At 64.6% G+C, this 23,287-nt stretch carries 26 protein-coding genes; 19 read left to right on the forward strand and 7 right to left on the reverse strand.

Features of this window, described 5'->3' with window-relative positions; genetic code table 11:
* Positions 1–63 precede the first annotated feature (63 nt).
* Together rdgB and hemW are read left to right on the forward strand one after the other, a co-directional pair.
* The gene (gene rdgB / locus DT069_RS11650; protein WP_119460487.1) at positions 64–669 is read left to right on the forward strand and encodes an RdgB/HAM1 family non-canonical purine NTP pyrophosphatase; all 606 of its coding nucleotides are present in this window, start codon (positions 64–66) and stop codon (positions 667–669) included.
* The gene (gene hemW, locus DT069_RS11655; RefSeq protein WP_119460488.1) at positions 666–1,862 is read left to right on the forward strand and encodes a radical SAM family heme chaperone HemW; all 1,197 of its coding nucleotides are present in this window, start codon (positions 666–668) and stop codon (positions 1,860–1,862) included. Before rdgB ends, hemW begins: the two co-directional genes overlap by 4 nt.
* A gap of 60 nt (positions 1,863–1,922) precedes the next feature.
* On the opposite strand, the gene DT069_RS11660 is transcribed toward hemW, so the two are convergent.
* Positions 1,923–3,293 carry a penicillin-binding protein activator gene (locus DT069_RS11660; protein ID WP_162913149.1) on the reverse strand — a complete coding sequence of 457 codons (1,371 nt, stop codon included), beginning with the start codon at positions 3,291–3,293 and terminating at the stop codon, positions 1,923–1,925.
* Positions 3,294–3,382: 89 nt separating this feature from the next.
* Here DT069_RS11660 and rsmI point away from each other — a divergent pair, with 89 nt between their 5' ends.
* The 5 genes from rsmI (at position 3,383) to DT069_RS11685 (ending at position 7,500) form a co-directional block, all read left to right on the forward strand.
* Positions 3,383–4,231 (forward strand): 16S rRNA (cytidine(1402)-2'-O)-methyltransferase, encoded by an 849-nt coding sequence (gene rsmI / locus DT069_RS11665; protein ID WP_425450170.1) that lies wholly within the window; start codon positions 3,383–3,385, stop codon positions 4,229–4,231.
* Entirely contained in the window at positions 4,228–4,632 is a 405-nt protein-coding gene (locus DT069_RS11670) for a YraN family protein (protein WP_119460490.1), read from the forward strand. The genes rsmI and DT069_RS11670 overlap by 4 nt, the downstream gene beginning before the upstream one ends.
* Before the next feature lie 206 nt (positions 4,633–4,838).
* Complete coding sequence (locus tag DT069_RS11675) at positions 4,839–5,684, forward strand: SirB1 family protein (protein WP_119460491.1); 846 nt, start codon at positions 4,839–4,841, stop codon at positions 5,682–5,684.
* Between the two features lie 52 nt (positions 5,685–5,736).
* Positions 5,737–6,702: a glutathione synthase gene (gene gshB / locus DT069_RS11680; RefSeq protein WP_119460492.1), complete on the forward strand. Its 966-nt coding sequence runs from the start codon at positions 5,737–5,739 to the stop codon at positions 6,700–6,702.
* 168 nt (positions 6,703–6,870) lie between these two features.
* Positions 6,871–7,500 (forward strand): PEP-CTERM sorting domain-containing protein, encoded by a 630-nt coding sequence (locus tag DT069_RS11685; protein ID WP_119460493.1) that lies wholly within the window; start codon positions 6,871–6,873, stop codon positions 7,498–7,500.
* A 175-nt stretch (positions 7,501–7,675) separates the two neighbouring features.
* Here the strand turns inward: DT069_RS11685 and DT069_RS11690 are convergent, their stop codons facing one another.
* Complete coding sequence (locus tag DT069_RS11690; protein ID WP_119460494.1) at positions 7,676–8,335, reverse strand: PEP-CTERM sorting domain-containing protein; 660 nt, start codon at positions 8,333–8,335, stop codon at positions 7,676–7,678.
* 306 nt (positions 8,336–8,641) lie between these two features.
* Positions 8,642–9,553: a DMT family transporter gene (locus tag DT069_RS11695; RefSeq protein WP_425450171.1), complete on the reverse strand. Its 912-nt coding sequence runs from the start codon at positions 9,551–9,553 to the stop codon at positions 8,642–8,644.
* Between the two features lie 241 nt (positions 9,554–9,794).
* Between DT069_RS11695 and DT069_RS11700 the strand changes: the two genes are divergently transcribed.
* The 3 genes from DT069_RS11700 (at position 9,795) to DT069_RS11710 (ending at position 12,353) form a co-directional block, all read left to right on the forward strand.
* Positions 9,795–10,721 carry a nitrilase-related carbon-nitrogen hydrolase gene (locus tag DT069_RS11700; protein WP_119460495.1) on the forward strand — a complete coding sequence of 309 codons (927 nt, stop codon included), beginning with the start codon at positions 9,795–9,797 and terminating at the stop codon, positions 10,719–10,721.
* Between the two features lie 12 nt (positions 10,722–10,733).
* The gene (locus DT069_RS11705; protein ID WP_119460496.1) at positions 10,734–11,768 is read left to right on the forward strand and encodes a histone deacetylase family protein; all 1,035 of its coding nucleotides are present in this window, start codon (positions 10,734–10,736) and stop codon (positions 11,766–11,768) included.
* 150 nt (positions 11,769–11,918) lie between these two features.
* Positions 11,919–12,353, forward strand: a complete 435-nt coding sequence (locus DT069_RS11710) for a hypothetical protein (protein ID WP_162913150.1) — start codon at positions 11,919–11,921, stop codon at positions 12,351–12,353.
* A 199-nt stretch (positions 12,354–12,552) separates the two neighbouring features.
* On the opposite strand, the gene DT069_RS11715 is transcribed toward DT069_RS11710, so the two are convergent.
* Positions 12,553–12,942, reverse strand: coding sequence for a PRC-barrel domain-containing protein (locus tag DT069_RS11715; RefSeq protein ID WP_425450172.1), 390 nt, complete (start codon positions 12,940–12,942; stop codon positions 12,553–12,555).
* Positions 12,943–13,021: 79 nt separating this feature from the next.
* Positions 13,022–13,867, reverse strand: coding sequence for an EamA family transporter (locus DT069_RS11720; protein ID WP_119460499.1), 846 nt, complete (start codon positions 13,865–13,867; stop codon positions 13,022–13,024).
* 217 nt (positions 13,868–14,084) lie between these two features.
* Here DT069_RS11720 and DT069_RS11725 point away from each other — a divergent pair, with 217 nt between their 5' ends.
* Together DT069_RS11725 and DT069_RS24940 are read left to right on the forward strand one after the other, a co-directional pair.
* Positions 14,085–14,648: a GNAT family N-acetyltransferase gene (locus DT069_RS11725; RefSeq protein WP_119460745.1), complete on the forward strand. Its 564-nt coding sequence runs from the start codon at positions 14,085–14,087 to the stop codon at positions 14,646–14,648.
* Positions 14,649–14,827: 179 nt separating this feature from the next.
* Entirely contained in the window at positions 14,828–15,028 is a 201-nt protein-coding gene (locus DT069_RS24940; RefSeq protein ID WP_425450173.1) for a hypothetical protein, read from the forward strand.
* Here DT069_RS24940 and DT069_RS24620 read toward each other — a convergent pair.
* Positions 15,000–15,500: a hypothetical protein gene (locus tag DT069_RS24620; protein WP_162913151.1), complete on the reverse strand. Its 501-nt coding sequence runs from the start codon at positions 15,498–15,500 to the stop codon at positions 15,000–15,002. The two genes, DT069_RS24940 and DT069_RS24620, sit on opposite strands and share 29 nt — an antisense overlap.
* 274 nt (positions 15,501–15,774) lie before the next feature.
* On the opposite strand from DT069_RS24620, the gene DT069_RS11735 reads away from it, so the two are divergent.
* The 7 genes from DT069_RS11735 (at position 15,775) to DT069_RS11765 (ending at position 22,671) form a co-directional block, all read left to right on the forward strand.
* Positions 15,775–16,821 (forward strand): YaaC family protein, encoded by a 1,047-nt coding sequence (locus tag DT069_RS11735; protein WP_119460500.1) that lies wholly within the window; start codon positions 15,775–15,777, stop codon positions 16,819–16,821.
* Positions 16,822–16,887: 66 nt separating this feature from the next.
* Positions 16,888–17,400 (forward strand): hypothetical protein, encoded by a 513-nt coding sequence (locus DT069_RS11740; RefSeq protein ID WP_162913152.1) that lies wholly within the window; start codon positions 16,888–16,890, stop codon positions 17,398–17,400.
* Between the two features lie 263 nt (positions 17,401–17,663).
* Positions 17,664–18,560, forward strand: a complete 897-nt coding sequence (locus DT069_RS11745; RefSeq protein ID WP_119460502.1) for a hypothetical protein — start codon at positions 17,664–17,666, stop codon at positions 18,558–18,560.
* Positions 18,561–18,713: 153 nt separating this feature from the next.
* A complete protein-coding gene (locus tag DT069_RS11750; RefSeq protein ID WP_119460503.1) occupies positions 18,714–20,252 on the forward strand; it encodes a YifB family Mg chelatase-like AAA ATPase in 1,539 nt (512 codons plus the stop codon).
* Between the two features lie 162 nt (positions 20,253–20,414).
* Positions 20,415–21,305 (forward strand): hypothetical protein, encoded by an 891-nt coding sequence (locus DT069_RS11755; protein ID WP_119460504.1) that lies wholly within the window; start codon positions 20,415–20,417, stop codon positions 21,303–21,305.
* Complete coding sequence (locus tag DT069_RS11760) at positions 21,302–21,922, forward strand: hypothetical protein (RefSeq protein ID WP_162913153.1); 621 nt, start codon at positions 21,302–21,304, stop codon at positions 21,920–21,922. Before DT069_RS11755 ends, DT069_RS11760 begins: the two co-directional genes overlap by 4 nt.
* 194 nt (positions 21,923–22,116) lie before the next feature.
* Entirely contained in the window at positions 22,117–22,671 is a 555-nt protein-coding gene (locus tag DT069_RS11765) for a CHRD domain-containing protein (RefSeq protein WP_119460506.1), read from the forward strand.
* On the opposite strand, the gene DT069_RS11770 is transcribed toward DT069_RS11765, so the two are convergent.
* Positions 22,658–22,852, reverse strand: a complete 195-nt coding sequence (locus tag DT069_RS11770) for a hypothetical protein (RefSeq protein ID WP_119460507.1) — start codon at positions 22,850–22,852, stop codon at positions 22,658–22,660. The two genes, DT069_RS11765 and DT069_RS11770, sit on opposite strands and share 14 nt — an antisense overlap.
* Positions 22,853–23,287: the final 435 nt, after the last annotated feature.

The raw sequence follows: 23,287 nt of genomic DNA on the forward strand, positions 1-23,287 counted from the left end.
CGCGTTCGCATAATAGATATGCGGGGGCAGAAGCCCCCGGTACATCACGAGGACGAACGGCTCATGGCGCGGAAATTCGGCGGCGACCGGCTGGTGATCGCCAGCCATAATCAGGGAAAGCTGCGAGAGATCGCGGCGCTGCTTGAACCTCATGGAGTCGACGTGGTTTCCGCCGCCGCGCTTGGGCTACCGGAGCCGGAGGAGACCGGCGACAGCTTCGTCGCCAATGCGGAGCTGAAGGCGCGCGCCGCGGCGACCGCCGCCGGCCTGCCGGCCTTGTCCGACGATTCCGGCCTGGCCGTCGACGCGCTCGATGGCGCGCCGGGAATTTATTCGGCGCGATGGGCGGGGCCCGACCGGGATTTCCGCCTCGCGATGGAGCGGGTCGAGCGCGAGCTTGCGGCGCGTGACGGCGCGAACCGGCGCGCGCGCTTCGTCTGCGCGCTGTCGCTGTGCTGGCCGGACAATCATTGCGAAAGCTTCGAGGGCACCGTGGCGGGATCGCTCGTCTGGCCGCCGCGCGGCGAGCGCGGGTTCGGCTATGACCCGATCTTCCTGCCCGAGGAAAGGACGCTGACCTTCGGCGAGATGGAGCCGGCGGCGAAGCATGCGATGAGCCATCGCGCCGAGGCCTTCCGCAAGTTGATCGCGGCCTGCTTCGCACCATGACAGCCGCTGTCGCCGTCGAGTCGCTTTTGCGAGGCGGCACCGAGGACGCGGGCTTCGGCCTTTATGTGCATTGGCCGTTCTGCCTGTCGAAATGCCCCTATTGCGACTTCAACAGCCACGTCCGCGAGGCGGTAGATCAGCCGCGCTGGCGCGACGCGCTGCTTCGCGAGCTCGATCATTACGCTAGCGAAACCGCCGGGCGGCGAGTGGCCAGCATCTTCTTCGGCGGCGGCACGCCGTCTCTGATGCCGCCGGACACCGTGGCCGCGGTGATCGACCGAGCCGCGGCGCGGTGGCGGTTGGCGCCGGACGTCGAGATCACGCTTGAGGCGAATCCCACCTCGGTCGAGGCGGAACGGTTCGCCGGATTCCGCGGGGCCGGCGTAAACCGCGTCTCGCTCGGCGTGCAGGCGCTGAACGATCCGGACCTGCGAGCGTTGGGCCGCGGCCATAGCGCCGCCGAGGCACGAACCGCGCTGGCGCTGGCGCGGCGGCAGTTCGACTGCTTCACCTTCGACCTGATCTATGCCCGGCCGGGGCAGGATGCGCGCGCCTGGCGGGCCGAGCTGCGCCAAGCCCTCGATCTCGCCGCCGATCATCTGTCGCTCTATCAACTGACGATCGAGCCGAACACCGTCTTCGCCGGCGCGCATCGGCGCGGCGAGCTCGTGCTGCCCGGGGAGGAGGATGCCGCGACGCTCTATGAGGAGACGCAGAATCTCCTGGAGGCGGCCGGCCTGCCCGCCTACGAGATCTCCAACCACGCCCGGCCGGGGGCGGAATGCCGCCACAACCTGACCTATTGGCGCTATGGCGATTATGTCGGCATCGGCCCCGGTGCGCATGGCCGGCTGACCCTCGATGGCGCCAAAATTGCGACGCGTCAGCATCGCGCGCCGGAGGCTTGGCTCGCCGCGGTCGAGGCCGCCGGGCACGCGACGCGCCAGCGCACCCCCGTGCCGCCGGCCGAGCGGATCGACGAGATGCTGATGATGGGCCTGCGCCTCACCCAGGGAGTCGACCGCGCCCGCTTCCGCGAGGAGACGGGTTCCGAAATCGAGACCGCCCTGGACCGCGACGGGCTGCGCCGGCTGAGCGAAGCCGGCTTCCTGGTCCTCGACGATCATGGCCTGCGCGCCACTGCCGCCGGCCGCCAGCGGCTCGACGCACTGCTCGGCGCCCTTCTCGCCTGACGGGCCGACCCGAACCCTCATGCTTCGACAAGCTCAGCATGAGGGTTGCCGGAATGCCTGCTAGAACAGCTTCTCCTCGAAGCTTTGCGGCGCAGGATCGACGACGATGATTCCTTCGCGCTGCAACTCGAGCACGGCGAGGGCGCGCTCGACCGTTCCGTCTTCCCGGAAGCGGAAGACGCCGTCGGTGCCGATGAAACCGCTTGGCTGCATCAGCGCGTCCATGGTGAACCCCTCCGCGCCCCCGCTCCGCGCGAGGACGGCCGCGAGCGCCGTCGCGTCGTAAGCGAGACTGGCGACGCGCGGTGGGGTGGCTTCGTAGATGGCCCGGTAGCGCCGCTCGAAAGCCTCCCAGAGTTCCGGCTGGGGCGCCGCGAACCAGCCGCCGACCAGCGCCGGCTCGACGCCGAGGTCGGGATCCTGCCACAGCGCGGTTCCCAGCAGGCGAACCTCGGCCGGGTCGATGTCGTAGAAAGGCAGCAGGGGCGCGACGGAACGCAGCCGGGCGCCGCCCTCAGGCAGGAGAACGGCATCGAAACCGATCTCGCCCAATGTGTCATAGCGGTTGAGTCGCTCCAGCGCCTCGATCGAGGCTTGGTCCTGCCTGCCGGCGAGCGCCGCCCGCTCGGCGGCGAGCGCGGCGGCGCGCGCCTCATAGCTCGCCAGGCGGCGCACGCTTTCGGAGACGTCCGCGGCGTTGGGGTCGTAATACTCGATCTGCGCCATCGAGACGCCGAACCGCTCCGTCGCCTCGTTCATCGCCACGACGATGGCTTGGCCGTAGGCCGAGTTCGGCACCAGGGCGGCGAAGCGTCGCAAGCCCTGCCGGCTGGCATAGCCGACGATGCGCTCGACCTGCGTCCGCGGCAACGGGCCTATCACGAAGATTCCGTCGCCGGCCACGGAGCTGTCGGTCGAAAAGGCGAGCACGTTGATGCCCGCGGCCTGCGCCGCCGGCGTCACGGCCCTCACCGAGGCGGAGAACAAAGGCCCGATAATGAGCTGCGCACCGGCGCCAATCGCCTCGTTTGCCGCCTGCGCGGCCCCCTCCGGCGTTCCGCGGGTGTCGCGCACGATCAGGGCAAACTCGGCGGCGGCGGCATCGAACAGCGCCATCTCGGCGGCATGCAGCAACGCCTGCCCGAGCGCCGCGCTCGTGCCGCTGAGCGGCAGCAGCAGGCCGACGCGGATATCGGCATTCTCCGGCTCCAGCGGCGATCGGACCAGCACGGGCGGCACGGCGTCGAGCAACTCCGGGAAGGACGGCGTCACCTGCGGCGCGGCTTGCTCGGTTTCGCCCGAGTCCGGTATGGTTGCAGGCCCAGCACAGGCGGCCAGGCCGAAGAGCAGCAGGCCGAGACAAGCCGCAGCCCAGGAACGGCGGAAGAATGGCGAAGAAGCCGCCGGACGGCGGATCCAGAATGCTCTCACGGGGCGCAATCTCCCGAGCCACAGATGACGGGCCTGAGCCTAGCGGGGCGACCCCGGGAAGTAAACCGCCGGACCAGCGGTCCACCCCATTGCCGCGCGGGCTGATTCTCGTCGCGACGCCGATCGGCAATCTGGCCGACATCACGCTGCGCGCGCTCGACACGCTGCGCCGGGCCGACGTCATCGCCTGCGAGGATACGCGCGTCACCGCCAGGCTGCTGGCCCGTTATGGAATCGAGACGTCGCTTCTTGCTTATCACGACCATAACGCCGCCCGTCGGCGGCCGGTCCTGCTGGATCGCCTGCGGCGCGGCGAGACCGTGGCACTGGTCTCCGACGCCGGAACGCCGCTGGTCTCCGACCCGGGATTCAAGCTGGTACGGGCGGCACGCGACGCAGGAATCAATGTCACCGCGGCGCCGGGTCCGTCGGCACCGCTCACCGCCCTGGTGATCTCCGGCCTCCCCAGCGACCGGTTTCTCTTCGCCGGCTTCCTGCCACCGCGCGGCGCGGCGCGGCGAACCGCGCTCGGCACGCTGGCGACCGTTCCGGCCAGCCTGCTGTTCTTCGAATCGGCGGGGCGGCTGGCCGCGACGCTCGCCGATATGGCGACGGTGCTCGGCCCGCGCGAGGCGGCGGTGGCCCGGGAGCTGACCAAGCTGTTCGAGGAGGTGCGGCGCGCACCCTTGCCGGAGCTCGCCGCGCACTATGCCGCCGCTGGACCGCCGAAGGGCGAGATCGTGATCGTCGTCGCCCCGCCCGAGGAGGCGGCGGCCACCGAGGCGGATCTCGATGCTGCGCTGGAACGCGCACTGGCGGAGATGAGCCTGCGCGATGCCGCCGCCGCGGTCGCCACCGCCACCGGCCGGCCGCGCCGCGAGGTCTATGCCCGCGCCCTGGCCCTGGCCCGCGATAAACCGGAGGACAGGCGTTCATGAAGTCGGCCGTTGCGCGAAAGACGCTTGGCAAAAGACGGCGCGCCTATCGGTACGGCCGGCGCGCGGAACGGCTGGCGGTCTGGTATCTGTGGCTGAAGGGCTATCGCCTGCTGGCCCGCGACCGGCGCTCGGCGGCCGGCGAGATCGATATCATCGCGCGACGCGGCCGCACGATCGCGGTGATCGAGGTGAAAGCGCGCGGAAGCCTGGCGACAGCCGCCGAATCACTCGGTGGCCGCCAGAGGACACGCATTCTGCGCGCGACGCATCTGTTCCTCGCAGGTCGCCCGGATCTCGCCCAGCATCAGGTCCGCTTCGATGTGATCTGGGTTGCGCCCGGCTGGTTGCCGCGCCATGTCGTCGACGCTTGGCGACCGGAGGGACCGCAGGCTGGATTTTGAGTCGGCTCGAACCCAATGTTCCGCTCGACGAACGGATTAGGTCGATTAATTACAATGTCGATGCGATCGACGACATCGTCCATCCAATAATCCATCGCGCAGGACAAAGCCGCATTGCGACGGGTCATCGATCACGTATGCGACATTCCTTATGCACAGGGGATGGGAAGTCGTGTAAGGCTGAAGGACGATCCGGCGAGGCAATCATGACCAATGGCATCGAAGCGGAAGACATCCTGCGCCGTGTCGCGGCCCTGCCGGACGAGGCCATCGACCTCGCCGAGGCGGCGCTGGCGCTTGCCAGCTTCGACCGGCCGGAGGTCGGGCTGAACCCCTACCGTGAGCATCTGTCGCAACTGGCACGCGACGTCGCCGCCTTCGCGAAAGATGGCGAGGCGGCGGACGCCGCCCTGGAGCCGCAGGTCGAGGCGCTGGGAACGATCCTCGCCGACCGCTATGGCTATGCCGGGGATTCGGTCACCTACGATGATCTGCAGAACGCCAACCTGATGCAGGTGATCGACCGGCGGCGCGGTCTTCCGGTGGCCCTGGGCATTCTCTACATTCATGCCGCCCGGGCACAGAATTGGGAAATTCATGGCCTGAGCTTTCCCGGCCATTTCCTGATTCGACTGCAGCGGGGCGGCGAGCAGGCGATTCTGGACCCGTTCAATGGCGGACGGGTGCGCGAGGCGGCGGATCTGCGAGGCTTGCTGAAGGCGACCGCCGGAATCGCGGCAGAGCTGACGCCGGGCCATTACGCGCCCGTCGGCAACCGCGAGATTCTGTTGCGGCTGCAGAACAACATCAAGCTGCGGCTGATTCAGGACCGGCAGTTCGAACGGGCCGTCGCGGTGGTCGAGCGCATGCTGCTGTTCGCACCGGGTCAGGCGTCGCTGCTGCGCGAGGCCGGCATCATCCACGCGCAGCTTGGCAATCTGCGGGCCGCGACGGCGGCGCTGGAGAGTTTCCTGAATATGAGCGACATCGGCGGTGACCAGCGGCACGAGGCGGCGCGGCTGCTGCAAAGCCTGAAGGGGCAGCTCAATTGAGAAGACAAATCTTGCGTGCGCAGCCCGGGGCTCTCGATCTATAGTCCGCGCCATGAGTCTCGCCGTCGGCATTCAGATGGACCCGATCGAAGGCATCGATATCGATGCCGACAGCACGTTCGTGCTTGCGCTCGAAGCGCAGCGGCGCGGACACGCGCTGTTTCATTATCTGCCGCGCGACCTGTTCTTCCGCGAGGGCCGGGTCTATGCGCGGGTCCGGCCGCTGAAGGTTCGCCGGAAGCGCGGCGATCACGCCAACCTCGGGGCGCCCGAGCTGATTGATCTGGCGACGCTCGACATCGTCCTGATGCGTCAGGACCCGCCGTTCGACATGGCCTATATCACGGCGACGCACCTGTTGGAGCATGTCCATCCGGAGACGCTGGTGGTGAACGACCCGGTGCATGTCCGCAACGCGCCGGAGAAGCTGTTCGTCACCCATTTCGAAGAGCTGATGCCGCCGACGCTGATCAGCTCGGATCGGGAGTCGATCCTCGATTTCCGCAAGGCGCATCGCGACATCATCGTCAAGCCGCTCTACGGTAACGGCGGCGCCGGCGTGTTCCACGTCAAGCCGGAGGACGATAATCTGAACGCGCTTCTGGAGCTGTTCACCCAGCTCTATCGCGAGCCGGTGATCGTGCAGCGCTACCTGCCCGAGGTCCGCCAGGGCGACAAGCGGATCATCCTGATCGACGGCGAGCCGGCCGGCGCGATCAACCGCGTGCCGGCCGCCGGCGAGGCGCGCTCCAACATGCATGCCGGCGGCAGGCCGATGAAGGCGACGCTGACGGTGCGCGAACGCGAGATCTGCGAGGCGATCGGCGAGGCGCTGAAATCCCGCGGGCTGGTCTTCGTCGGCATCGACGTGATCGGCGATTATCTCACCGAGATCAACGTCACCTCCCCCACCGGCCTGCAGGAGATCAACCGCTTCGACGGCGTTCAGCTCGAAGCGCGGATCTGGGACAGGATCGAGGACCGGTTCGGCACGCGCCAGCTCGCGCGGCCGATGTAAACTCTTCATGAGACCGCTTTCACGCCTCAGGCTGCCGCGCGCGCCTGCTTTTCGAGCGCCAAGTTTCCTCTTCTCGATACATATGAATTGCGCTAATTTTTCTTGAAGTTTTTCAAGAAAAATTGATCAGCGTAACTTATAGGCGGATTCAGCAGGGGGGAGAGACCGATGAATCGGTTGAAACATCTTTTGGTGGCCTGTCTGGCGGGACTTGCGGCGCTCGCACCGCAAATGGCGCAAGCCGTCATCGTCGAAGGCGGCGAGATCGAGACCGACGGCACGAGCACGACGATCGATCGCTGGTATTTCAGCATCGATGCCGCGGGGACCTTCGAGATACAGATCGATCCGATCGCGACGATGGATCCGATCCCGAACGCGCGCTCGTCACTGAAGATCTACGTCGATGACGGTGTCCTGGATCTCGCGGACCTGCTGTTCGAGGACGACGGCAGCGCGTACGGCGACCCGGCCCTGGTCGAGACGTTTTTCGCCGTCGGCAACTACGTCCTGATTGCGGCCGAGTTCGATTTGGCCGCCGGTCAGTTCGGACCGCTTCAAACGGATGCCGAGTCGACGGAAGGATGGGTGTACGAGTTTGCCTCTTCCGGCGGCGGCGACGCGCTCACCATCACCTGCACCGCGTTCGGCAATCTCGACGGGACCTTTACGTCTACAGCGCGCAGCGGCGGGACATGCCCGGAGATCGCAGCGGTTCCCGAGCCGACCACCCTGGCTCTGATCGCCAGCGGGCTCGTCGGGCTCGGCTTCCTGCGGCGCCGGCGCGGGACGGCCTGACTGAACCATTAGTTCGCTCTGAGGGCGAAAACCCCCGTGATCCTTTCGGGGTCATGGGGGTTTTTCTATATCGAGGATATCTTCGGGAGCCGTCAAGCTGCGACTGCCGCCGGCGTGCACCGGGATCGAGGCCGGCGCACGCCGGCAAGGGAGCGGCGGCGGGTCCGGCCGGCCGTCAGGCCGTTCTGCGGACCCGGATCAGGCCGAGGCCGAACAGGCCGGCGCCCAGCAGCGCCAGGATGGAGGGCTCGGGAACCGAAACCCGCTCGTCCCCGGTCAGGAAGAAGGCGTGTTCCGAGAAGTTATTGGACCAGTTATCGAGTGCTTCATACTGACTCTCGCGGCCGAAGCTCGTCCCGTTCGAGGCCGTCGTGACCCAATAGATGTTATCCCGAGCGAAGTCGTCGGCGAGGTGGATGCCGAGCCAGTACGTCGTCCCGGCCGCCGCGGCGAACACGCTCTCCAAGTCGAATTCCACGAAAAAGGTGTTGCCGCCAGCCACCCAAGCGATTCCCGTGTCGGTCGTGGTGGCGTTCTGTCCCGAGCCGCTGGTCAGAACCGCACCGGGGGTTCCGGCGTTGTCCGCGAACAGGAAGTACTCGACGGTCCCGTCCCAGTTCCCGATCCCGCCAGAACCGGCGATATAGACGCCGGCGCCGCCGACCGCGCCTCCGGCCCCGAGGGTGAAGTCCTCGGCCTGAACCCAAGCCGTCGCCTCATTGCCATTTACAAGATCGGGAGATCCGTTGTCATAAATGACGGCGGCGTTCGCCGCCCCGCCGGCAAGCGCCAGGCTCAAAGCCGCCGCGCCGATCGCCAGTCTAAATGTTTTCATCTTGCCCCCGTTCCAATTAAGCTTCGTTAACAGTTGGAAAATACTAGATGGGAGCAAGTAGAAAGCACAAATCGTGCCGGTACTGTATGTCCTTGGTTTAACGGGATTGTCCGTTTCGGCATATTCGCTTATGTAAAATACATCGACACCGGGGCGGTAATCGGGCGCATCGGGTCGCCTGGGCAAAACCGGAGAGGCCGGTAGCGCCGCGGCGGATTCAGCGGCCGAACCAAAGGATCTGCGCGCTATGCGGAACGGTTCGAACGGCAGGATCGGGGCGTGCCCCTGGATAATCGCCGGGAACTTTCAGCGGCCCGTGCGTGCCCTTCGGAGCTTCGCCTCGCGGTGCAGGATGTAGAGACCGCTCGCCACGACAAGCGCGGCGCCGGTCAGGATGAAGACGCCCGGCACGTCGTCCCACAAGACGTAGCCGAAGAATAAGGCGAAGATCAGGGCGGAATATTGGAAGGGCGCGACGACCGCGACGGGGGCCAGGCCGAAGGCCTGGGTCATCGCGATCTGCGCCACGCCGCCGATCAGGCCGATCGCGACCAGCAGCAGGAAATCGCCGGTGCTCGGCGTCAGCCATTGGAACGGCAGGCTGAGGCCGCTGAGCAGGGTGCAGAACAGCGTGAAGTAGAAGACGATCGTCACCGGCGACTCCGTCCGGCTCAACTGCCGGACAGCAACCATGGCGAACGCGGTGAGCGCCGCGCCGGCGATCGCCAGGAGGGCGGCAGGGTCGAACATGCCGGCCCCCGGCCGCGTCATGATCAGTACGCCGACAAAGCCGACGGCGACGGCCGACCAGCGCCGGACGCCGACCTTCTCGCCCAGCAGCGGCACCGACAGCGCGGTGAGGAACAGCGAGCCCGACTGCCGGAGCGCGGTCGCGTCGGGCAGCGGCATCAGGGCGTAGGACGCGAAGGTGCAGACCATCGCCCCCAGACCGACGGCGGCGCGCCACAGATGACCGCCGGGATGTTCGGTGCGGAGCACCGCGATGCCTCCAGCCCGACGGAGGAACAGCGCCACCGGAAGGAAGGCGAACAGGTTTCGGAAGAAGACGATCTGGCCCAGCGGGTAGCCCGCGGACATCCATTTGATCAGCGCATCCATGCAGGAGAACAGGAACACCGACAGCAGCATGAACATGATGCCGCGCGCGGCGGTCTCGGCTGCGGCCGGGGCGATCCTGGCGGGCGTCGCGCGTTTCACGGTGAAGGGGCCAAGGGCAGGATCAGGCGAATGTCACGGGCACAGGTCCTTCGAACCCGCAGGAGCAGGGCAGCATCGGATGATTAGCCCGTTCCCTGCCGCGCTACCAGCGTCATTTCCGCAGGGCGGCCCTCCACCGGATGCGTAGCACTTCAGGTTGCCGGATCTGGTTGATCGAATGGCGGATCGGTGATTTGTTCGGTGCCGACCGCAGCGCTGCAGAACTAGGAGCGACCCCGCCATGGAACTGGTGACCGTCGCGCTTTGGGCGACGAACCTTGCCGCGCCGTTGAACGGCATCGACGCCTGGGCGGCCCAAGTCGACGCGCAGATGGCCGAGGCCAAGGCCGCGGGCGCCAAGCTGCTCGTCATGCCCGAATATGCCTCGGAGCAGTGGCTGTCCTTCGCTCCGGCCGGTCTTACGATCGATCGTGAGATCGCCTGGATGGCCGAGCAGGGCGAGGCCGCGCTGGCCGCCGTCGCGCCGCTTGTGCGCAAGCACGACATGGCGCTGCTCGCCGGCAGCATGCCGGTGGCGGACGGCGGGGGAAATGGAACGGCGAAGCCGCGCAACCGCGCCTGGCTGATCCTGCCGGACGGGCGCATGATCGGCCATGACAAGCTGGTTCTGACGCCGGGCGAGAAGGACCCGAAGGGCTGGGATCTCGGCACCGGCGACCGGGTCACGGTGGTCGAGTGGGCCGGCCTGCGTCTGGCCATGCTGATCTGCCTCGATATCGAGATGCCGGCGCTGGCGAGCCGGCTGGCGCCGCTCGACCTCGATTTGATCCTGGTGCCGTCGATGACAGCGCAGCGTTCCGGCTATCACCGGGTGTTCGATTGCGCCAAGGCCCGCGCCGTGGAGCTTCAGACCGTGGTCTGCGCCGTCGGCGCGATCGGCGCGCCCGCGGTGCTGCAGGACCGGCGCGAGACCAACTGCTCGGGCGCCGCCGTCTTTCTGCCATGCGAGCCCGTCCTCGATCATTCCGGCGTCGCCGACCGGATCGGACCCTGGGACGCGGTCGAGGGGCCGGGGCCGATGCTGATCGCCCGCGACCTGCCGGTCGGCCTCGTCCGCCGGCTGCGGCAGGGCGACGCCGAGGTCTGGCCGGGCGCTTGGAGCGCCGAGCATATCGTGATCGAAGATCCCTCGAACGGAGCCCAGTAACGGAGTCCAGTCATGAAAACCATCTACACCGACGACCACCGGCTGCAGGACGGCAAGGCGGAGCTGATCGACGGCAAGCTGCAGCCCTGCTTCGAGATGCCGCGGCGGGCCGACATCATCATCGCCCGGGTTCGGGATGTGGGGCTGGGCGAGGTGATCCCGCCGCAGGATTTCGGGCTCGATCCCGTGCGCCGCGTGCACAAGGACAACTTCGTCGACTTCCTGCACACCGCCTGGGACCGCTGGGTCGAGGATCACGGGGCCTATGACGCGCTGCCGCTGAACTGGGCAACGCGCGGCATGCGCGCCATCGAGCCGGAGTCGATCGACGGCAAGCTCAGCTATTTCTCCTTCGACGCCGGAACGCCGATCACCGCCGGCACTTGGCGGGCGATCACCGGTTCCGCGAATGTCGCGCTCACCGGGCAGAAGCTCGTCGCCGACGGCGCGCGTTCGGCCTTCGCGCTCTGCCGGCCGCCGGGCCATCATGCCGGCACCGATTTTTATGGCGGCTATTGCTTCTTCAACAATGCGGCGGTCGCGGCGCAGGCGTTCCGCGATGCCGGCGCGGGCCGCGTCGCGATCCTCGACGTCGACTACCATCATGGCAACGGCACGCAGGAGATCTTCTACGATCGCGACGACGTGCTGACGATCTCGATCCACGCCGACCCGAAGCAGGAGTTCCCGTTCTTCCTGGGCTTCGCCGACGAGACCGGCGAGGGCCGGGGCGAAGGCCATCACCTCAATCTACCGCTGCGCTGGGGCAGCGGCTGGGATGCCTATCGCCCGGCGCTCGAGACGGCGATGGGCCGGATCCGCGATTACGCGCCGGACGCGCTCGTGGTCTCGCTCGGCGTCGATACCTTCGAGGAGGATCCGATCTCCAAGTTCAAGCTGAAGCATGACGATTACACCACAATGGGCGCGATCATCGCCGGCGGCGGCCTGCCGACCCTGTTCGTGATGGAGGGCGGTTATGCGGTCGACGCGCTCGGCGTCAACGCGGTCAATGTGCTGACCGGGTTCGAGGCGGCAGTGTCGTAAGACAAACCACGGAGGCACGGAGGTGAGTTTTCTCCCCTTCTCTGTGTCTCCGTAGTTCGAGGCCTTCGGCGTATCCGTTACGTTAGCGGTTCATTAACTCTGCGACCCGAAGATCCCGGCGGACGCAACGCCATGCAGGACAATCCGCAGATGAAGTTGATCGAATGGGACGACCCGTTGACCGGCGCGACGGGACGAAGCGGTACACGCTATGACATCTCGCCCGTCGCGCTCGACGAGCACGGCACCGAAGGCTGGATCGTCGCCGCTGACGGCCAGCAGATCTGCGTCGCGGACTCGGCCTCCGCGGCCGTGTCGCGCATTGAGCATCTCGAAGCGCTGCGCTGCATGATGAAGGGCCTGGGGACCGAGCTGACCGGCGGGCAACTGCTGCAAGCCAAGGCGATCGCCGCCGAGATGACGGAAGCGGCGGACCGCTCGCTGTCCGACGATGCGATGAGCGCGGTCGACATGGAGGGTGTCGAGCAGAGCCGCGACACGCTGGTTTCGCTTCAGACGCTGATCTCGATAGAGGAAGAGCGGCGCGACGGAACTTCGGCGCCCCGCGCCGCGACGATGCACTAAAGAAAGAAGCCGTCGCACCCTGCTTTCTGGGCGCGACGGCGTTCAAATCACGGGCTAGTGTGATGGTTCCGAAGTTCGGCACAGTGTTTGTGCCGAACTTCGGGAGCTGAATCACACTAGGTTCAACAAGTGAGTGTGCCGATTCACGCGAAATTCGATCATTCGAATTTCGCGATCGGGACACTAGGATCCGGCAGGCTCAGGTCCAGTAGGGACGGACCTTGTAATAGTCATGGACCTGGCGGCCCCAGGTCTCGTCCTCATAGTTCGGCGTCTCGTTGGCCGCGAAGGTCGGCCCCTGCTCCAGCGTGTCCTTGTCGATGTTCACGACATAGCCGTCCTTGCTGGTGTCGTAGGTCAGGACGCTCCAGGGCAGGGCGTGGTGGCGATCGCCGACGCCGAGAAAACCGCCAAACGACATCACCGCATAGGCGACCTTGCCCGAGATCTTGTCGATCATGACCTTCTCGATGGTGCCGAGCTTCTCGCCCTGATTGTTGACCACGGGCGTCCCCTCGACCTTGTCCGACGCGATCAGTTTGTTGGTTTCGTCCTTTTTCAGTTCGCCTTCGCTTCTGGTCGCCATCATGGCCTCCTTCTGAAAAGTAATGGAGGGCTAACACGGCCTGCCTAACGGAGTTCCGTAGGGCGTTCCATGGACGATGGACTCAACCGCCGATCTGCAGAAGCGCGGCGCCGGCCGCGACGATGGCGGCGGCGGCCACGCGCAGGCGGCCGAAGGGCTCACCAAGTATCGCGGTGCCGATGATCGCGGCGAGGATCACGCTGGTCTCGCGCAGCGCCACGACATGGGCGATCGGGGCGAGGCTCATCGCCCAGATCACGATGCCGTAGGCGGTCGCCGCGATGAGGCCACCGAAGAGCCCCGTCAGCAGATGCGGCCGGAACGCCGTCCAGACGCGCCCGCGCCGCCGCGCCATGGCGATCAGCACCAGGAGCGGCGCCTCGAGCGCGAACATCCAGGCGATGTAGCTCGCCGCCTCCGGCGTCCGCCGGACGCCCATCCCGTCTGCGAGCGAATAGCCGGCGATGCAGACCCCGGTGCCGAGCGCGAAAAGAATGGCCTTCGGGTTGTCGGGCGCGCCGTTCCGCCGGGCGAAGGCGAGGCTCATGATGCCGGCCGAGGCGATCGCGATGCCCGCCGCCTCCGGCACGCTCAGCACCTCTCCCGCCAGGACCCAGGCGCCGACTCCCACCATCAGCGGCGCCGCGCCGCGGGCGATGGGATAGACCTGGCTCAAATCGCCATGCTGGTAGGCGAAGACAAGGCAGAAATAATAGCCCTGATGGATCAGCACCGAGGCGAGGATGTAGGGCCAGCTCGCCGGATCGGGGAACGGCACGAAGGGCAGCGCGACGACCGCCGGCAGGCCGGAGCCGAGGATCGCCAGCGACAGTACCACGAGCTTGTCCCCACCCGACTTGACCAGCGCATTCCAGGTGGCGTGCAGGGCGGCCGCCAACAGCACGAGGCCGATCACGGGCAGCGTCATTGACGGAGGACTCCGAGGGGTGCGGTGGTGCGGTGGTCCGGTGCGGCCCACGAAAGATCAATGTCATAAAACTGTCATGAGCCGCGCCGGCATTAGGCCGCGTCTCGAGCTTGTTGTCCAGGGCTCGCTTGCTCAGCACGCATGACGCACTGCTTTACACGCGCGTCCTTTTCCTGTTTTGGAATGATCGACAACTTTCATCATGGTGTTGATGTACATGAGCAGCCCGCACATCCTTTATGATGCCGAAGTGACCCTGCGCGCGCCGAAGCCGGAGGATATGGCGGATCGCTTGGCCTTGGGCCGGGATCCGGAGATTGTCCGCATGTTCGGTGGCGATACGAGCAATCCCTTGCCGCCCCTGGCGGCTGGCGAGGTGTCGAGGTGGCTCGATCGCATCAATGCTCATCCGCACGCATGGGTGGTCGAGCACAACGGCCGACTGCTGGGAGAAGCCCGTCTCGATGGACTCGATGCACACGATGGGCGCGCTCGGCTCGCCACGGGACTTTTCGACCCCGCGAAGCTAGGGCAGGGATTGGGACGGAAAGTCGTGCGTCTTGTTCTGCAACATGCCTTTGAAGACTTGTGGTTGCACCGGGTGGATTTGCGGGTTCTGGCCTACAATGCGCGGGCCATCCGTTGCTATCGAAGCTGCGGGTTCGTCGAGGAAGGACGAGAGCGTGAAGCCGCCTTGGTCGCGGGCGAGCGGCATGATGATGTCATCATGGGTATTCTCTCGCGAGAGTTCTCATCCATATTGCCTGGTAGCCTCTCGTGATCGAAATGCGGGCAGTTTCCGAAAGCAGCGTTGCGCTGGCATCGCAGGCCTCCGCAAAGCAACTTGTCCGAAGCGCTTCGCCTCTCCGAAGGGAGCCGTCCGGTCGGGAGATGTGATGGCTTTGGCGCGCATCGCCGCCTAAACTGCGCGCATCGGTTGCATGAGGGTGCGGGGGCATCATGGTCGCGCGAGTGAAGACGGTGGCCTTTCAGGGCATCGAGGTCCTGGAGGTCGACGTCCAAGTGCAGGTGGCGGCGGGCGTGCCGGCCTTCACCCTTGTCGGCCTGCCGGACAAGGCGGTGGGCGTACTGAAATTGTTGCACTCTGCAACAGGGACGCCGTGGCCGACCTTCACATTCGAGAGAACTCCACGGGATTGACCTCCCAGGACTTGCCCTTGTAGATGCCTCTCGCTGAGTCTTCGCAAATCGGCGTTAGTTTGGTTGTGCCCGCTCGGCCACTCTGAACAAGAGCAACGGCGATATCTCGGTAGGCAAGAAACAATTGAGCCGATTGGCCGTCCGATAGGGTAGCAGGTAGAACCGTATCCGCCATTCCTGGGAAACCGTTGGCCGCCGTCGGAAAGAGCCGCCCGCCTTCTGGGAGCTCAAGCGTCAATGTCGTTACAGTTACAGCACGATACCCCGTGTTGGTCGCCTCCAATTTCGCAAAGCATTGCCCAATGCGCCCATCATTGTATGCGGGCATCGCCGTAGACAGGTCGACGTGGATGGTGCGTCGTTCTCTGCGAATGGACTGACGCCAGTTGAATGTGGAGAGAACTGCACCGTAGATTGCCAGCAAAAATAACAGTACATCTTTAATGCTGGTAAGTGTCAGTGAATCTTCCATGTTCATTCTCTAAAATTAAGCACCCAGGTGAGATACCGTGAATGCGGCTCGGATGCGAGCGGTGGATACTTGGCTGGGCCGGGCTGGAGAACGAATAGTGGATTATTTCAAGCGTTGAATTTCACTACTAAGCTTGGCGGCTCATTTCTTAGTTTATCATCGTCTAACTAGCTATGGTTGCAAGGCGAGTCCGTTCCTATCACAATTTTTGTTTATTCTCGCAAATAGTTACTATGCTCTGAGTATCGCGCGATTGGAGTGAGCGAGTACGGTGATGGAAGCAGTATCACTTCGTATATCTGGGAAAGAAATACCTTTCTATAAAGCCGTTCTAGACCCGGCATTTGGCATAAGAACGGTTCTAACGAACAGTCCCTGGACCTTTGTGGCACTATGGCTCAAACGTCGCAAGCAAAGCGAAGCGCTATTCTATTGGGGTCAAGCTCAGCAATTCTACAATGCATCCTCTGGGCTTCCGATGGAATCGGCTCCTTTACTTTTATACTATTCCTTTATGAATGCCGCTAAAGCGCTACTCGCAGCCAAGAGTGTGCCGTTCGATCCGCATCATGGCGTGAGGGCACACAACATGGGCAGAGCAGGTGCCAAGAAAAACCTGAATAATGAGGGCATAAAAATTATGCCAAAGGGCGTCCTACCTTCTTTGTCTTTATATTTTCAAGAATCAGAAACGGAATGTATTCACAGCGTCCGAGAAATACTTTTTAATCTTGGCTTCGTGCATCGAACGTATTGCTTAACCTATACCTCGCAAGCTGAGATGTTCCTTCCAATCAAAAATTGTGGGTACGTCTTTGACCCCGTGTCTAAAGTCGTATTTTTTCAGGCCCAACTATCCAAGGATGTAGCGCACATTCGTTTAGCGAATAGACTTCCAGCATCTCTGATTCCGGATCCCGAAACCGGCAGACTTGCTATTAGATCGTCGGTTTCCATTCCGTGGTCGAAACCAAGTAATCCCACTAAAGATGAGCTAAATAAGCTTACGGTGTTGCACAGATCGCTGCGGATGGATGTTCAATATATTGCTGGCTCTCAAACCCTTTGGTATGTCAAGACAATGACTAGGCGCCCAAGGCGGTTGCTCCGGTACTCGCCGACGCTTGTTCTTGCCGCAATGCACCGGCTGAGTGAAATATGTAGATATCGGCCGATTGAGCTCTCATCTTATCTGGACGGTCCGCATACGTGGTTATTAAGCGAATTCCTTTCTATGTCTCCAAAACAATTTCTGGATGAAATCGCTTCTGAAATAACAGGCCATCAATTTTTGGTACCGAATGTGCGGTCCCCAACCTAGCGAAGTATTCAGCAGCATCAGTGCGCAACATTCCATAAATTCCGCCAGGCATCTTTGGGGTCGAGTGTGAGAATCTACATTGCATGCGGGCTGACACATGTGCCGCGCGATCTATTCGGGGAGTACTCGGCGTTCCTACATAACTTGGCATCCGCTTTGAAGGAATGCCGCAAACACGCGGTTAAATATGCGCTCGTCAACAGCGATCCGCAGTTGGCCAACAAGCCGTTAGAGCAGCGGGCGCGGCTCTGCTATTTGTGGGATCGAGAGATGGTCGAGGAGGCCGAACTCGTCATTGCAGAAGTCAGCTTTCCCTCGACGGGGCTCGGCATTGAATTACAAGTAGCCGAGCAGAGTGGAACGCCGATCATCTTGTGCTTTCGGGATTTTGGATGCAACAGGACGGTGCCCGTCGAATACGTCAACCCAGATCATTCCCAACACGAGTTGCAGATCGGAGAGGGTTTCGTATCGCTTATGGCCTTAGGAATTCCTAGCGTTCTCAGCGTCGTGCGATACGGCGATTCCGCCGACGGTATCACCGAGATTCTAGATGCCGTCGCTTTACTAGAAAGGTGAAGTGATGAGCGGAATAGTTACCGGAACGAGTTCATCCATCAAGCACACGGGACAACCTTCGCCGACCCCAATATCGGCACCGCTCTGCGAGTGGCTTCAGTCTGATTTTCCCGGTGGTCGGGCCGCCATCGTTGGCAACTCGCGCGGTATGTTCACCAATGCCGTCGGGCGGACAGCACTGTGGCTGACCTACCGTTCGGAGTACGTGGCCCGCGAACGCCGAGTGATCCGGACATGGCCTTAGGATGACCTCCGGAGACAGGATGGCCACCAGCCTGCGGGTGTCCGCGCCCAGTCGCTTCTTGCGCCTCAGGGTCATGTCGCCTCTTGGCCTCTATCCAGACTGCTCGATCGCGGTCGGTCGCAACCGCCTCCTGGTCCGCGATGATGTCATCGTCTCGCTGGTCGTCGCGCTACCTCCGGAGACACATGGGCTCGGGTTGGAACATTGGTCGGATCTTGAGTTCCTGGCATTGGAAGAGGTCCGCTTCTTGGCATCCATCGCTCTGGCTATGCGCCCGGACCACGGGATGGTTTACGCCTATCCTCTGCCGTTCCACCTAGACCTCGCGCGGTTAGAGGAGGACGAAGGCTGCGTGGTCGAACAAGCGGTTCGCCATATGCGGGCCAAGGCAAGCGACTTCGCGGCACGGGGCGCGGTGTTGCCCCCGATGGGCGGCGGCCCTCCTTATGCGCGACACGAGAGACCGCTAGATGAGATTCTCCTGTCGAGCCTCATCCAGCGTGGTTCCCTTCAGGACCACCTGCTCATGCGTGGCCTCGCAGCGTTGCTCAAGGCCGACATGCTGTGGCAACGCCGAGAGTTTGGAGAGGCCGCGACCATGATGCTGTTCGTGGCGATGGAAGCATCGTTTCAGATGGTCCTTCGGACGTTGCGGGCGAGCGGCGTGAGTAATCCGTCCGCTGACGACGCCGGGGCATTTCTGGACCAAGTGTTCAACCCCGGAATCAGCACGGGTCCGTACCTTGCCGAACACTACGAGCACCGCATCCGGTCCTTGCACCCGTCGAGCAGGTTCGGAGTGTTCGCCTTCCCGCCGCTCGAATCGGACGACTTCTACCAGCTCCGTATCACGCTTGTGTCGTTGTACGTCTTCTTGATCGCGGATCACGTGTGGTCCGACCTCTGGCATGGGTGATCTCAGCCTCGGCTCCCGTGCTGAGCTTTCCATCCAGAGCGGTAGGCTGGCGGCCGGAGGTTCGATTCCCTCTGCATTCGGTCGATCGGATAGCGCCGCGAGGCCCCGCTGTCTACAATGCCCGCGGCTGTTGTAACGGGGGAATCCGAACTCATGGTCGCGCGAGTGAAGACGGTGGCCTTTCAGGGCATCGAGGTCTTGGAGGTCGACGTCCAGGTGCAGGTGGCGGCGGGCGTGCCGGCCTTCACCCTTGTCGGCCTGCCGGACAAAGCGGTGGGCGAGAGCCGTGAGCGGGTGCGCGCCGCCCTGGGCGCGATCGGCCTGGCGCTGCCGCCGAAGCGGATCACCATCAACCTCGCGCCGGCCGACCTGTTGAAGGAAGGCAGCCATTTCGACCTGCCGATCGGCCTGGGCCTCCTGATCGCGATGAGTGTGCTGGCCGAGGAGGCGGTCGGCGGCTATATGGCGCTGGGCGAGCTCGGCCTCGACGGGACGCTGGCGCCGGTGGCGGGCGTGCTGCCGGCGGCGCTTGCCGCCTCGGCCGCGGGGCGCGGGCTGATCTGCCCGGAGGCCCAAGGCGGCGAGGCGGCCTGGGCCGGCGAGATCGAGGTGCTGGCGCCGCAAAGCCTGCTGGCCCTCATCCATCATTTCAAGGGCAGCCAAGTGCTGAGCCCGCCCGAGCCGAAGCTGGCGGAAGCCGAGGCGAGCCGCCTCGACCTCGTCGACATCAAGGGACAGGAGACGGCCAAGCGCGCGCTCGAGGTCGTCGCGGCAGGCGGGCACAATCTTCTCATGCTCGGGCCGCCGGGCTCGGGCAAGTCGATGCTGGCGGCGCGGCTGCCGGGCCTGCTGCCGCCGCTCGACCCGGCCGAGGCGCTGGAGGTCAGCATGATCCACAGCGTCGCCGGGCAGCTCGGCGACGGGCGGCTGATGCGGGCGCGGCCGTTCCGCGATCCGCATCATTCGGCCTCGCTGCCGTCGCTGGTCGGCGGCGGCGCGCGGGCACGGCCGGGAGAGGTGTCGCTCGCCCATCTTGGCGTGCTGTTCCTCGATGAGCTGCCGGAGTTCAGCCGGGCCACGCTGGAGGCCCTGCGCCAGCCGCTGGAGAGCGGCCGCGTCGCCGTCGCCCGCGCCAACGCGCATGTGACATATCCCGCGCGGGTCCAGCTTGTCGCCGCGATGAACCCCTGCCGCTGCGGCCATCTCGACGATCCGGCGCTGGCCTGCGCCCGGGCGCCGCGCTGCGCGCTCGACTATCAGTCGAAGATCTCCGGCCCGCTGTTCGACCGCATCGACTGCCATGTCGAGGTGCCGGCGGTCACGCCCGCCGATCTGGCGCTGCTGCCGCCGGCGGAGGGCTCGGCCCAGGTGGCCGGCCGGGTGGCGAACGCGCGGGCACGGCAGGCGGCGCGCTATGCGCGGCTGAATGACGGCGGCGGCCAGAGTAACGGCCGGCGCATCCGCACCAACGCCGAGGCCGACGGTACGCTGCTGGAGGAGGTCGCCGCGCCGGACGCGGAGGGGCGCAAGCTGCTGGGCGACGCGGCGGAGCGCTTCAAGCTTTCGGCCCGCGGCTATCACCGGGTGCTGCGCGTCGCCCGCACGTTGGCCGACCTGGAGGGCAGCGAGCAGGTGCGCCGGCTGCATGTGGCCGAGGCGCTTAGCTATCGCCGGGTGGCGCCGGGACGGTGAGGAGGCGGTGAGAGCGCTTCGCATCGATCAGGTGTGAGACGAGAGACATTGGAGGTACTCGCTACACGTGCTGTCGGGACCCCGGCTTTCGCGCTATAGTGGGATCGGCGCTTCTGCTCCCAACGGTCCAAGCCTCCTGGTTCGCGCGCGTGGAGGGTCGCGATGAAGCTCTTCACGATCGGCGACAGCATCTCCCAAGGTTTCATGTCCTTGGCGGCGGCCCGCACGGAGCTTTCCTTTCCGACATTGATCGCGCGCTGCCTTGGCTTGCGTCCGGGCATCGATTACGCGATTACGTTCTGGGGCGCCGGCGGCCTGCCGATCAATGTCGAGACGGTTCTTCGCACCCTCGAGCGGCGCTTTGGCAACGACGTCTCCGGCGTGATCGAATGGCCGCAGGCGGTCGTGATGATCAATCAACTGATCGACGAGGTCGAGACCTATTACGAGCGGGGACCTGGTAACATCGCGCTGCCGCAGGCCGGCGCCACGGAGTGGTTCCCCAACGTCTCCGTCGCCGGCTTTACCGTCGCGGATGCCTGGCTGGTCACGCCTGAGTGGTGCTTGAGACAGATCGCCTCCGACCAGCGGGAGCATGGAATCCTCGCCGAGGCGGAGGACGGGTTCTTCGCGCTTCCCAACAGACGGTTCGAGCGCACGGCGGCGGCGGTTTTGAACCCGTCGCGCAGCCCGCACTATAACGGGTTCAGTCAGCTTCGCTGGCTCCAGTTTCACGCCGAGCGGGAGGGCGTGGAGAACGTTCTCCTCTGGCTCGGCTCGAACAATGCGCTGGGCACCGTCGTCCGCTTGCAGATTCGCGAGACGCGCGACGCGCCCGATCATCCGCTGGACATGGCGGTCGAGAAGCGCAACGGGTTCAATCTCTGGACGCCCGAGCATTTCGAAGACGAGTATGACGAGCTGTTAAGGCGCGTGCACGCGATCCTCACCGCCGATACGAACCGAACGCCGGACTGCAAGGGTTCATCGGCACGGTCCCACCCGTCAGCGTGGCGCCGCTGGCCAAGGGAGTGGGCAGCGAGCTGCGGGTGACCGATCCGTTCGGTGTCGTGAAACCGAAAGCGACCTACTACGAGTACTACACCTATGTGATCTTCGGCCTGGATTACGCGCGCCGCGGCCACCGGCTCACACAGGCGGAGGTCGTGCATATCGACACTTATGTGGCGGAATACAACGGAACAATTCGGAAGCTGGTCAAGAAATACAATAAAGCAAGCCGCGACGCCGGCAGTTCTGTCAGATATGTGATCGTGGATATCGCCGACCATCTTCTCCAGCTTGCCTTCAAGCGGAACAACGGCCGGCCGACCTACGAGATGCCGCCCGAAGCGCTGGCGACGGCAGAGCGGATGCGCCGGCCGATCCCCAACACGCTTTACTATCACACCGACCGCCGTGGCCATATGCTGCAGGGCGGCGTCTTCAGCCTGGACGGCGTTCACCCCTCCGCCATCGGCCAAGGACTTCTTGCCGTGGAATTCATAAAGAAGCTGGAGGAAAGCGGCGTCACCGTTCCCGCGAGCCTTGGCTGGGATGCGATCTTTGCCAGCGATTCCCTTTATAGCCGGCCGATTTCCCTGATGCCGGAGCTGTACGAGAATACCAAGGTCGCAGAGCTGATCCTCGATCTGCTGAATTTGGCATGAGCGCGCGCCCGGTCTTGCGGGGCCGCCGCAATGATCGCTCGACAGCGGCAGATCGTCCCTGCGAAGGACGACGCAGGATGACTACTGCAACCATCCCGGTTGAGCCTGATTAATATAGAACCGCCGCCGGACGCGGCGGCCGTCGGCACTTGGCAAATCGCTCCGACGGAGAACCACAACCCCGGAGGGTGGCGATGCTTATCTTGCACTATGCCGGCCGGGTGTTCGGCCTTATTGCGATTGCGGCGACGTTTTGGGCCTGGGGCTCCGTACCCGGCCAAGCTGCGCTCATTACCTTGGAGACGACGCTGGACGGGTTCCAGGAGGTCGATCCCGAGGGCAACCCGGCGCAGGGCGACCTGGACGGGTTCGGCACCGCGGTGCTGGTGATCGACGACGCCGACCTGACCATCGACTGGGATTTGACCTTCGGGAATATCGTCCTGCCGCTGATCGGGGCGCATATCCATCAGGCACCCGCCGGTGTGGTCGGCCCGATCGTCGTCGATTTCATGGCGCAGCCCTCCGGGTCGAACCTGTCCGACCCCGACCTCGCCAATGTCCTGGCGAATCCCACCGGGTTCTATGTGAACCTGCACAATGATCCGTTCCCGGCGGGGGCGATCCGCGGACAGCTGCCCCAACCGCCCCAGGTGATCCCCGAACCGGCCGCGGTCGGCCTGCTCGGCGTCGCCATGGTCGCTCTGGCGATGCTAGGCCGACGCGTTCGGCGCGTCACCTCTGCGTGAGGTCGCTCTCTCGCACGACCCGCTCGTGGCCGTCCAGGACGGACTTTATGCGGTACTGATTGCTCACCCCGTCGGTCGGAAGCGGACGCACGATCTGGTACCGGCCCAGCGGAATCAGGGAATTGGTGGACTTGACGGACATGACGGTTTGCCCGGCCTTGAACTTATGTTCTGTGGTCATTGTCGCATTCCTCCGGTCCAATAAAAGATCATAAGCTCTCCGCGAGCGACTTGGCCGGCCCTGCGCCGAGTGCCGCAGCAACGCGTCCCGCTCCCCCATGCTCTAGGCGAAAGAGAGGAACCGGCTCGAGCCGCGGCGGCGCGCCTCCACCATCCCGGACAGGGGGCCGCCGGAAATCCAGTTATTTACTATATATGGGGTCGGCGGCGGCGAATGTGTCGCTTTATTTCAAGGCGCCATTTATCGACGAAACCGTCGGCCGGTACTATCGAGAGGGCAGCGGTCGGTTTGGCCCCGGCTGCGGAACGTCCTCGTTCGGCATCGGCGGCGGGCCAGGCGGTACGTCACGTCCCGGAGCGGGAGCGGGAGCGGGACCCGGAACCGGGACATCTTCGTTCGGGAAGGGCGGTGTACTCGGCGGTAGCGGCTGTTTCT

This window comes from Virgifigura deserti, assembly GCA_003576685.1.
Classification (GTDB): Bacteria; Pseudomonadota; Alphaproteobacteria; order Dongiales; family Dongiaceae; genus Virgifigura; species Virgifigura deserti.

What these genes read in the sequence shown, in the direction of transcription:
- rdgB (WP_119460487.1), top strand. Translation starts at nt 64, where the DNA reads ATGGCGCGGAAATTCGGCGGCGACCGGCTGGTGATCGCCAGCCATAAT.
- hemW (WP_119460488.1), top strand. Translation starts at nt 666, where the DNA reads ATGACAGCCGCTGTCGCCGTCGAGTCGCTTTTGCGAGGCGGCACCGAG.
- DT069_RS11670 (WP_119460490.1), top strand. Translation starts at nt 4,228, where the DNA reads ATGAAGTCGGCCGTTGCGCGAAAGACGCTTGGCAAAAGACGGCGCGCC.
- DT069_RS11675 (WP_119460491.1), top strand. Translation starts at nt 4,839, where the DNA reads ATGACCAATGGCATCGAAGCGGAAGACATCCTGCGCCGTGTCGCGGCC.
- gshB (WP_119460492.1), top strand. Translation starts at nt 5,737, where the DNA reads ATGAGTCTCGCCGTCGGCATTCAGATGGACCCGATCGAAGGCATCGAT.
- DT069_RS11685 (WP_119460493.1), top strand. Translation starts at nt 6,871, where the DNA reads ATGAATCGGTTGAAACATCTTTTGGTGGCCTGTCTGGCGGGACTTGCG.
- DT069_RS11690 (WP_119460494.1), bottom strand. Translation starts at nt 8,335, where the DNA reads ATGAAAACATTTAGACTGGCGATCGGCGCGGCGGCTTTGAGCCTGGCG.
- DT069_RS11700 (WP_119460495.1), top strand. Translation starts at nt 9,795, where the DNA reads ATGGAACTGGTGACCGTCGCGCTTTGGGCGACGAACCTTGCCGCGCCG.
- DT069_RS11705 (WP_119460496.1), top strand. Translation starts at nt 10,734, where the DNA reads ATGAAAACCATCTACACCGACGACCACCGGCTGCAGGACGGCAAGGCG.
- DT069_RS11710 (WP_162913150.1), top strand. Translation starts at nt 11,919, where the DNA reads ATGAAGTTGATCGAATGGGACGACCCGTTGACCGGCGCGACGGGACGA.
- DT069_RS11715 (WP_425450172.1), bottom strand. Translation starts at nt 12,942, where the DNA reads ATGATGGCGACCAGAAGCGAAGGCGAACTGAAAAAGGACGAAACCAAC.
- DT069_RS11720 (WP_119460499.1), bottom strand. Translation starts at nt 13,867, where the DNA reads ATGACGCTGCCCGTGATCGGCCTCGTGCTGTTGGCGGCCGCCCTGCAC.
- DT069_RS11725 (WP_119460745.1), top strand. Translation starts at nt 14,085, where the DNA reads ATGAGCAGCCCGCACATCCTTTATGATGCCGAAGTGACCCTGCGCGCG.
- DT069_RS24940 (WP_425450173.1), top strand. Translation starts at nt 14,828, where the DNA reads ATGGTCGCGCGAGTGAAGACGGTGGCCTTTCAGGGCATCGAGGTCCTG.
- DT069_RS24620 (WP_162913151.1), bottom strand. Translation starts at nt 15,500, where the DNA reads ATGGAAGATTCACTGACACTTACCAGCATTAAAGATGTACTGTTATTT.
- DT069_RS11735 (WP_119460500.1), top strand. Translation starts at nt 15,775, where the DNA reads ATGGAAGCAGTATCACTTCGTATATCTGGGAAAGAAATACCTTTCTAT.
- DT069_RS11745 (WP_119460502.1), top strand. Translation starts at nt 17,664, where the DNA reads ATGGCCACCAGCCTGCGGGTGTCCGCGCCCAGTCGCTTCTTGCGCCTC.
- DT069_RS11750 (WP_119460503.1), top strand. Translation starts at nt 18,714, where the DNA reads ATGGTCGCGCGAGTGAAGACGGTGGCCTTTCAGGGCATCGAGGTCTTG.
- DT069_RS11755 (WP_119460504.1), top strand. Translation starts at nt 20,415, where the DNA reads ATGAAGCTCTTCACGATCGGCGACAGCATCTCCCAAGGTTTCATGTCC.
- DT069_RS11765 (WP_119460506.1), top strand. Translation starts at nt 22,117, where the DNA reads ATGCTTATCTTGCACTATGCCGGCCGGGTGTTCGGCCTTATTGCGATT.
- DT069_RS11770 (WP_119460507.1), bottom strand. Translation starts at nt 22,852, where the DNA reads ATGACCACAGAACATAAGTTCAAGGCCGGGCAAACCGTCATGTCCGTC.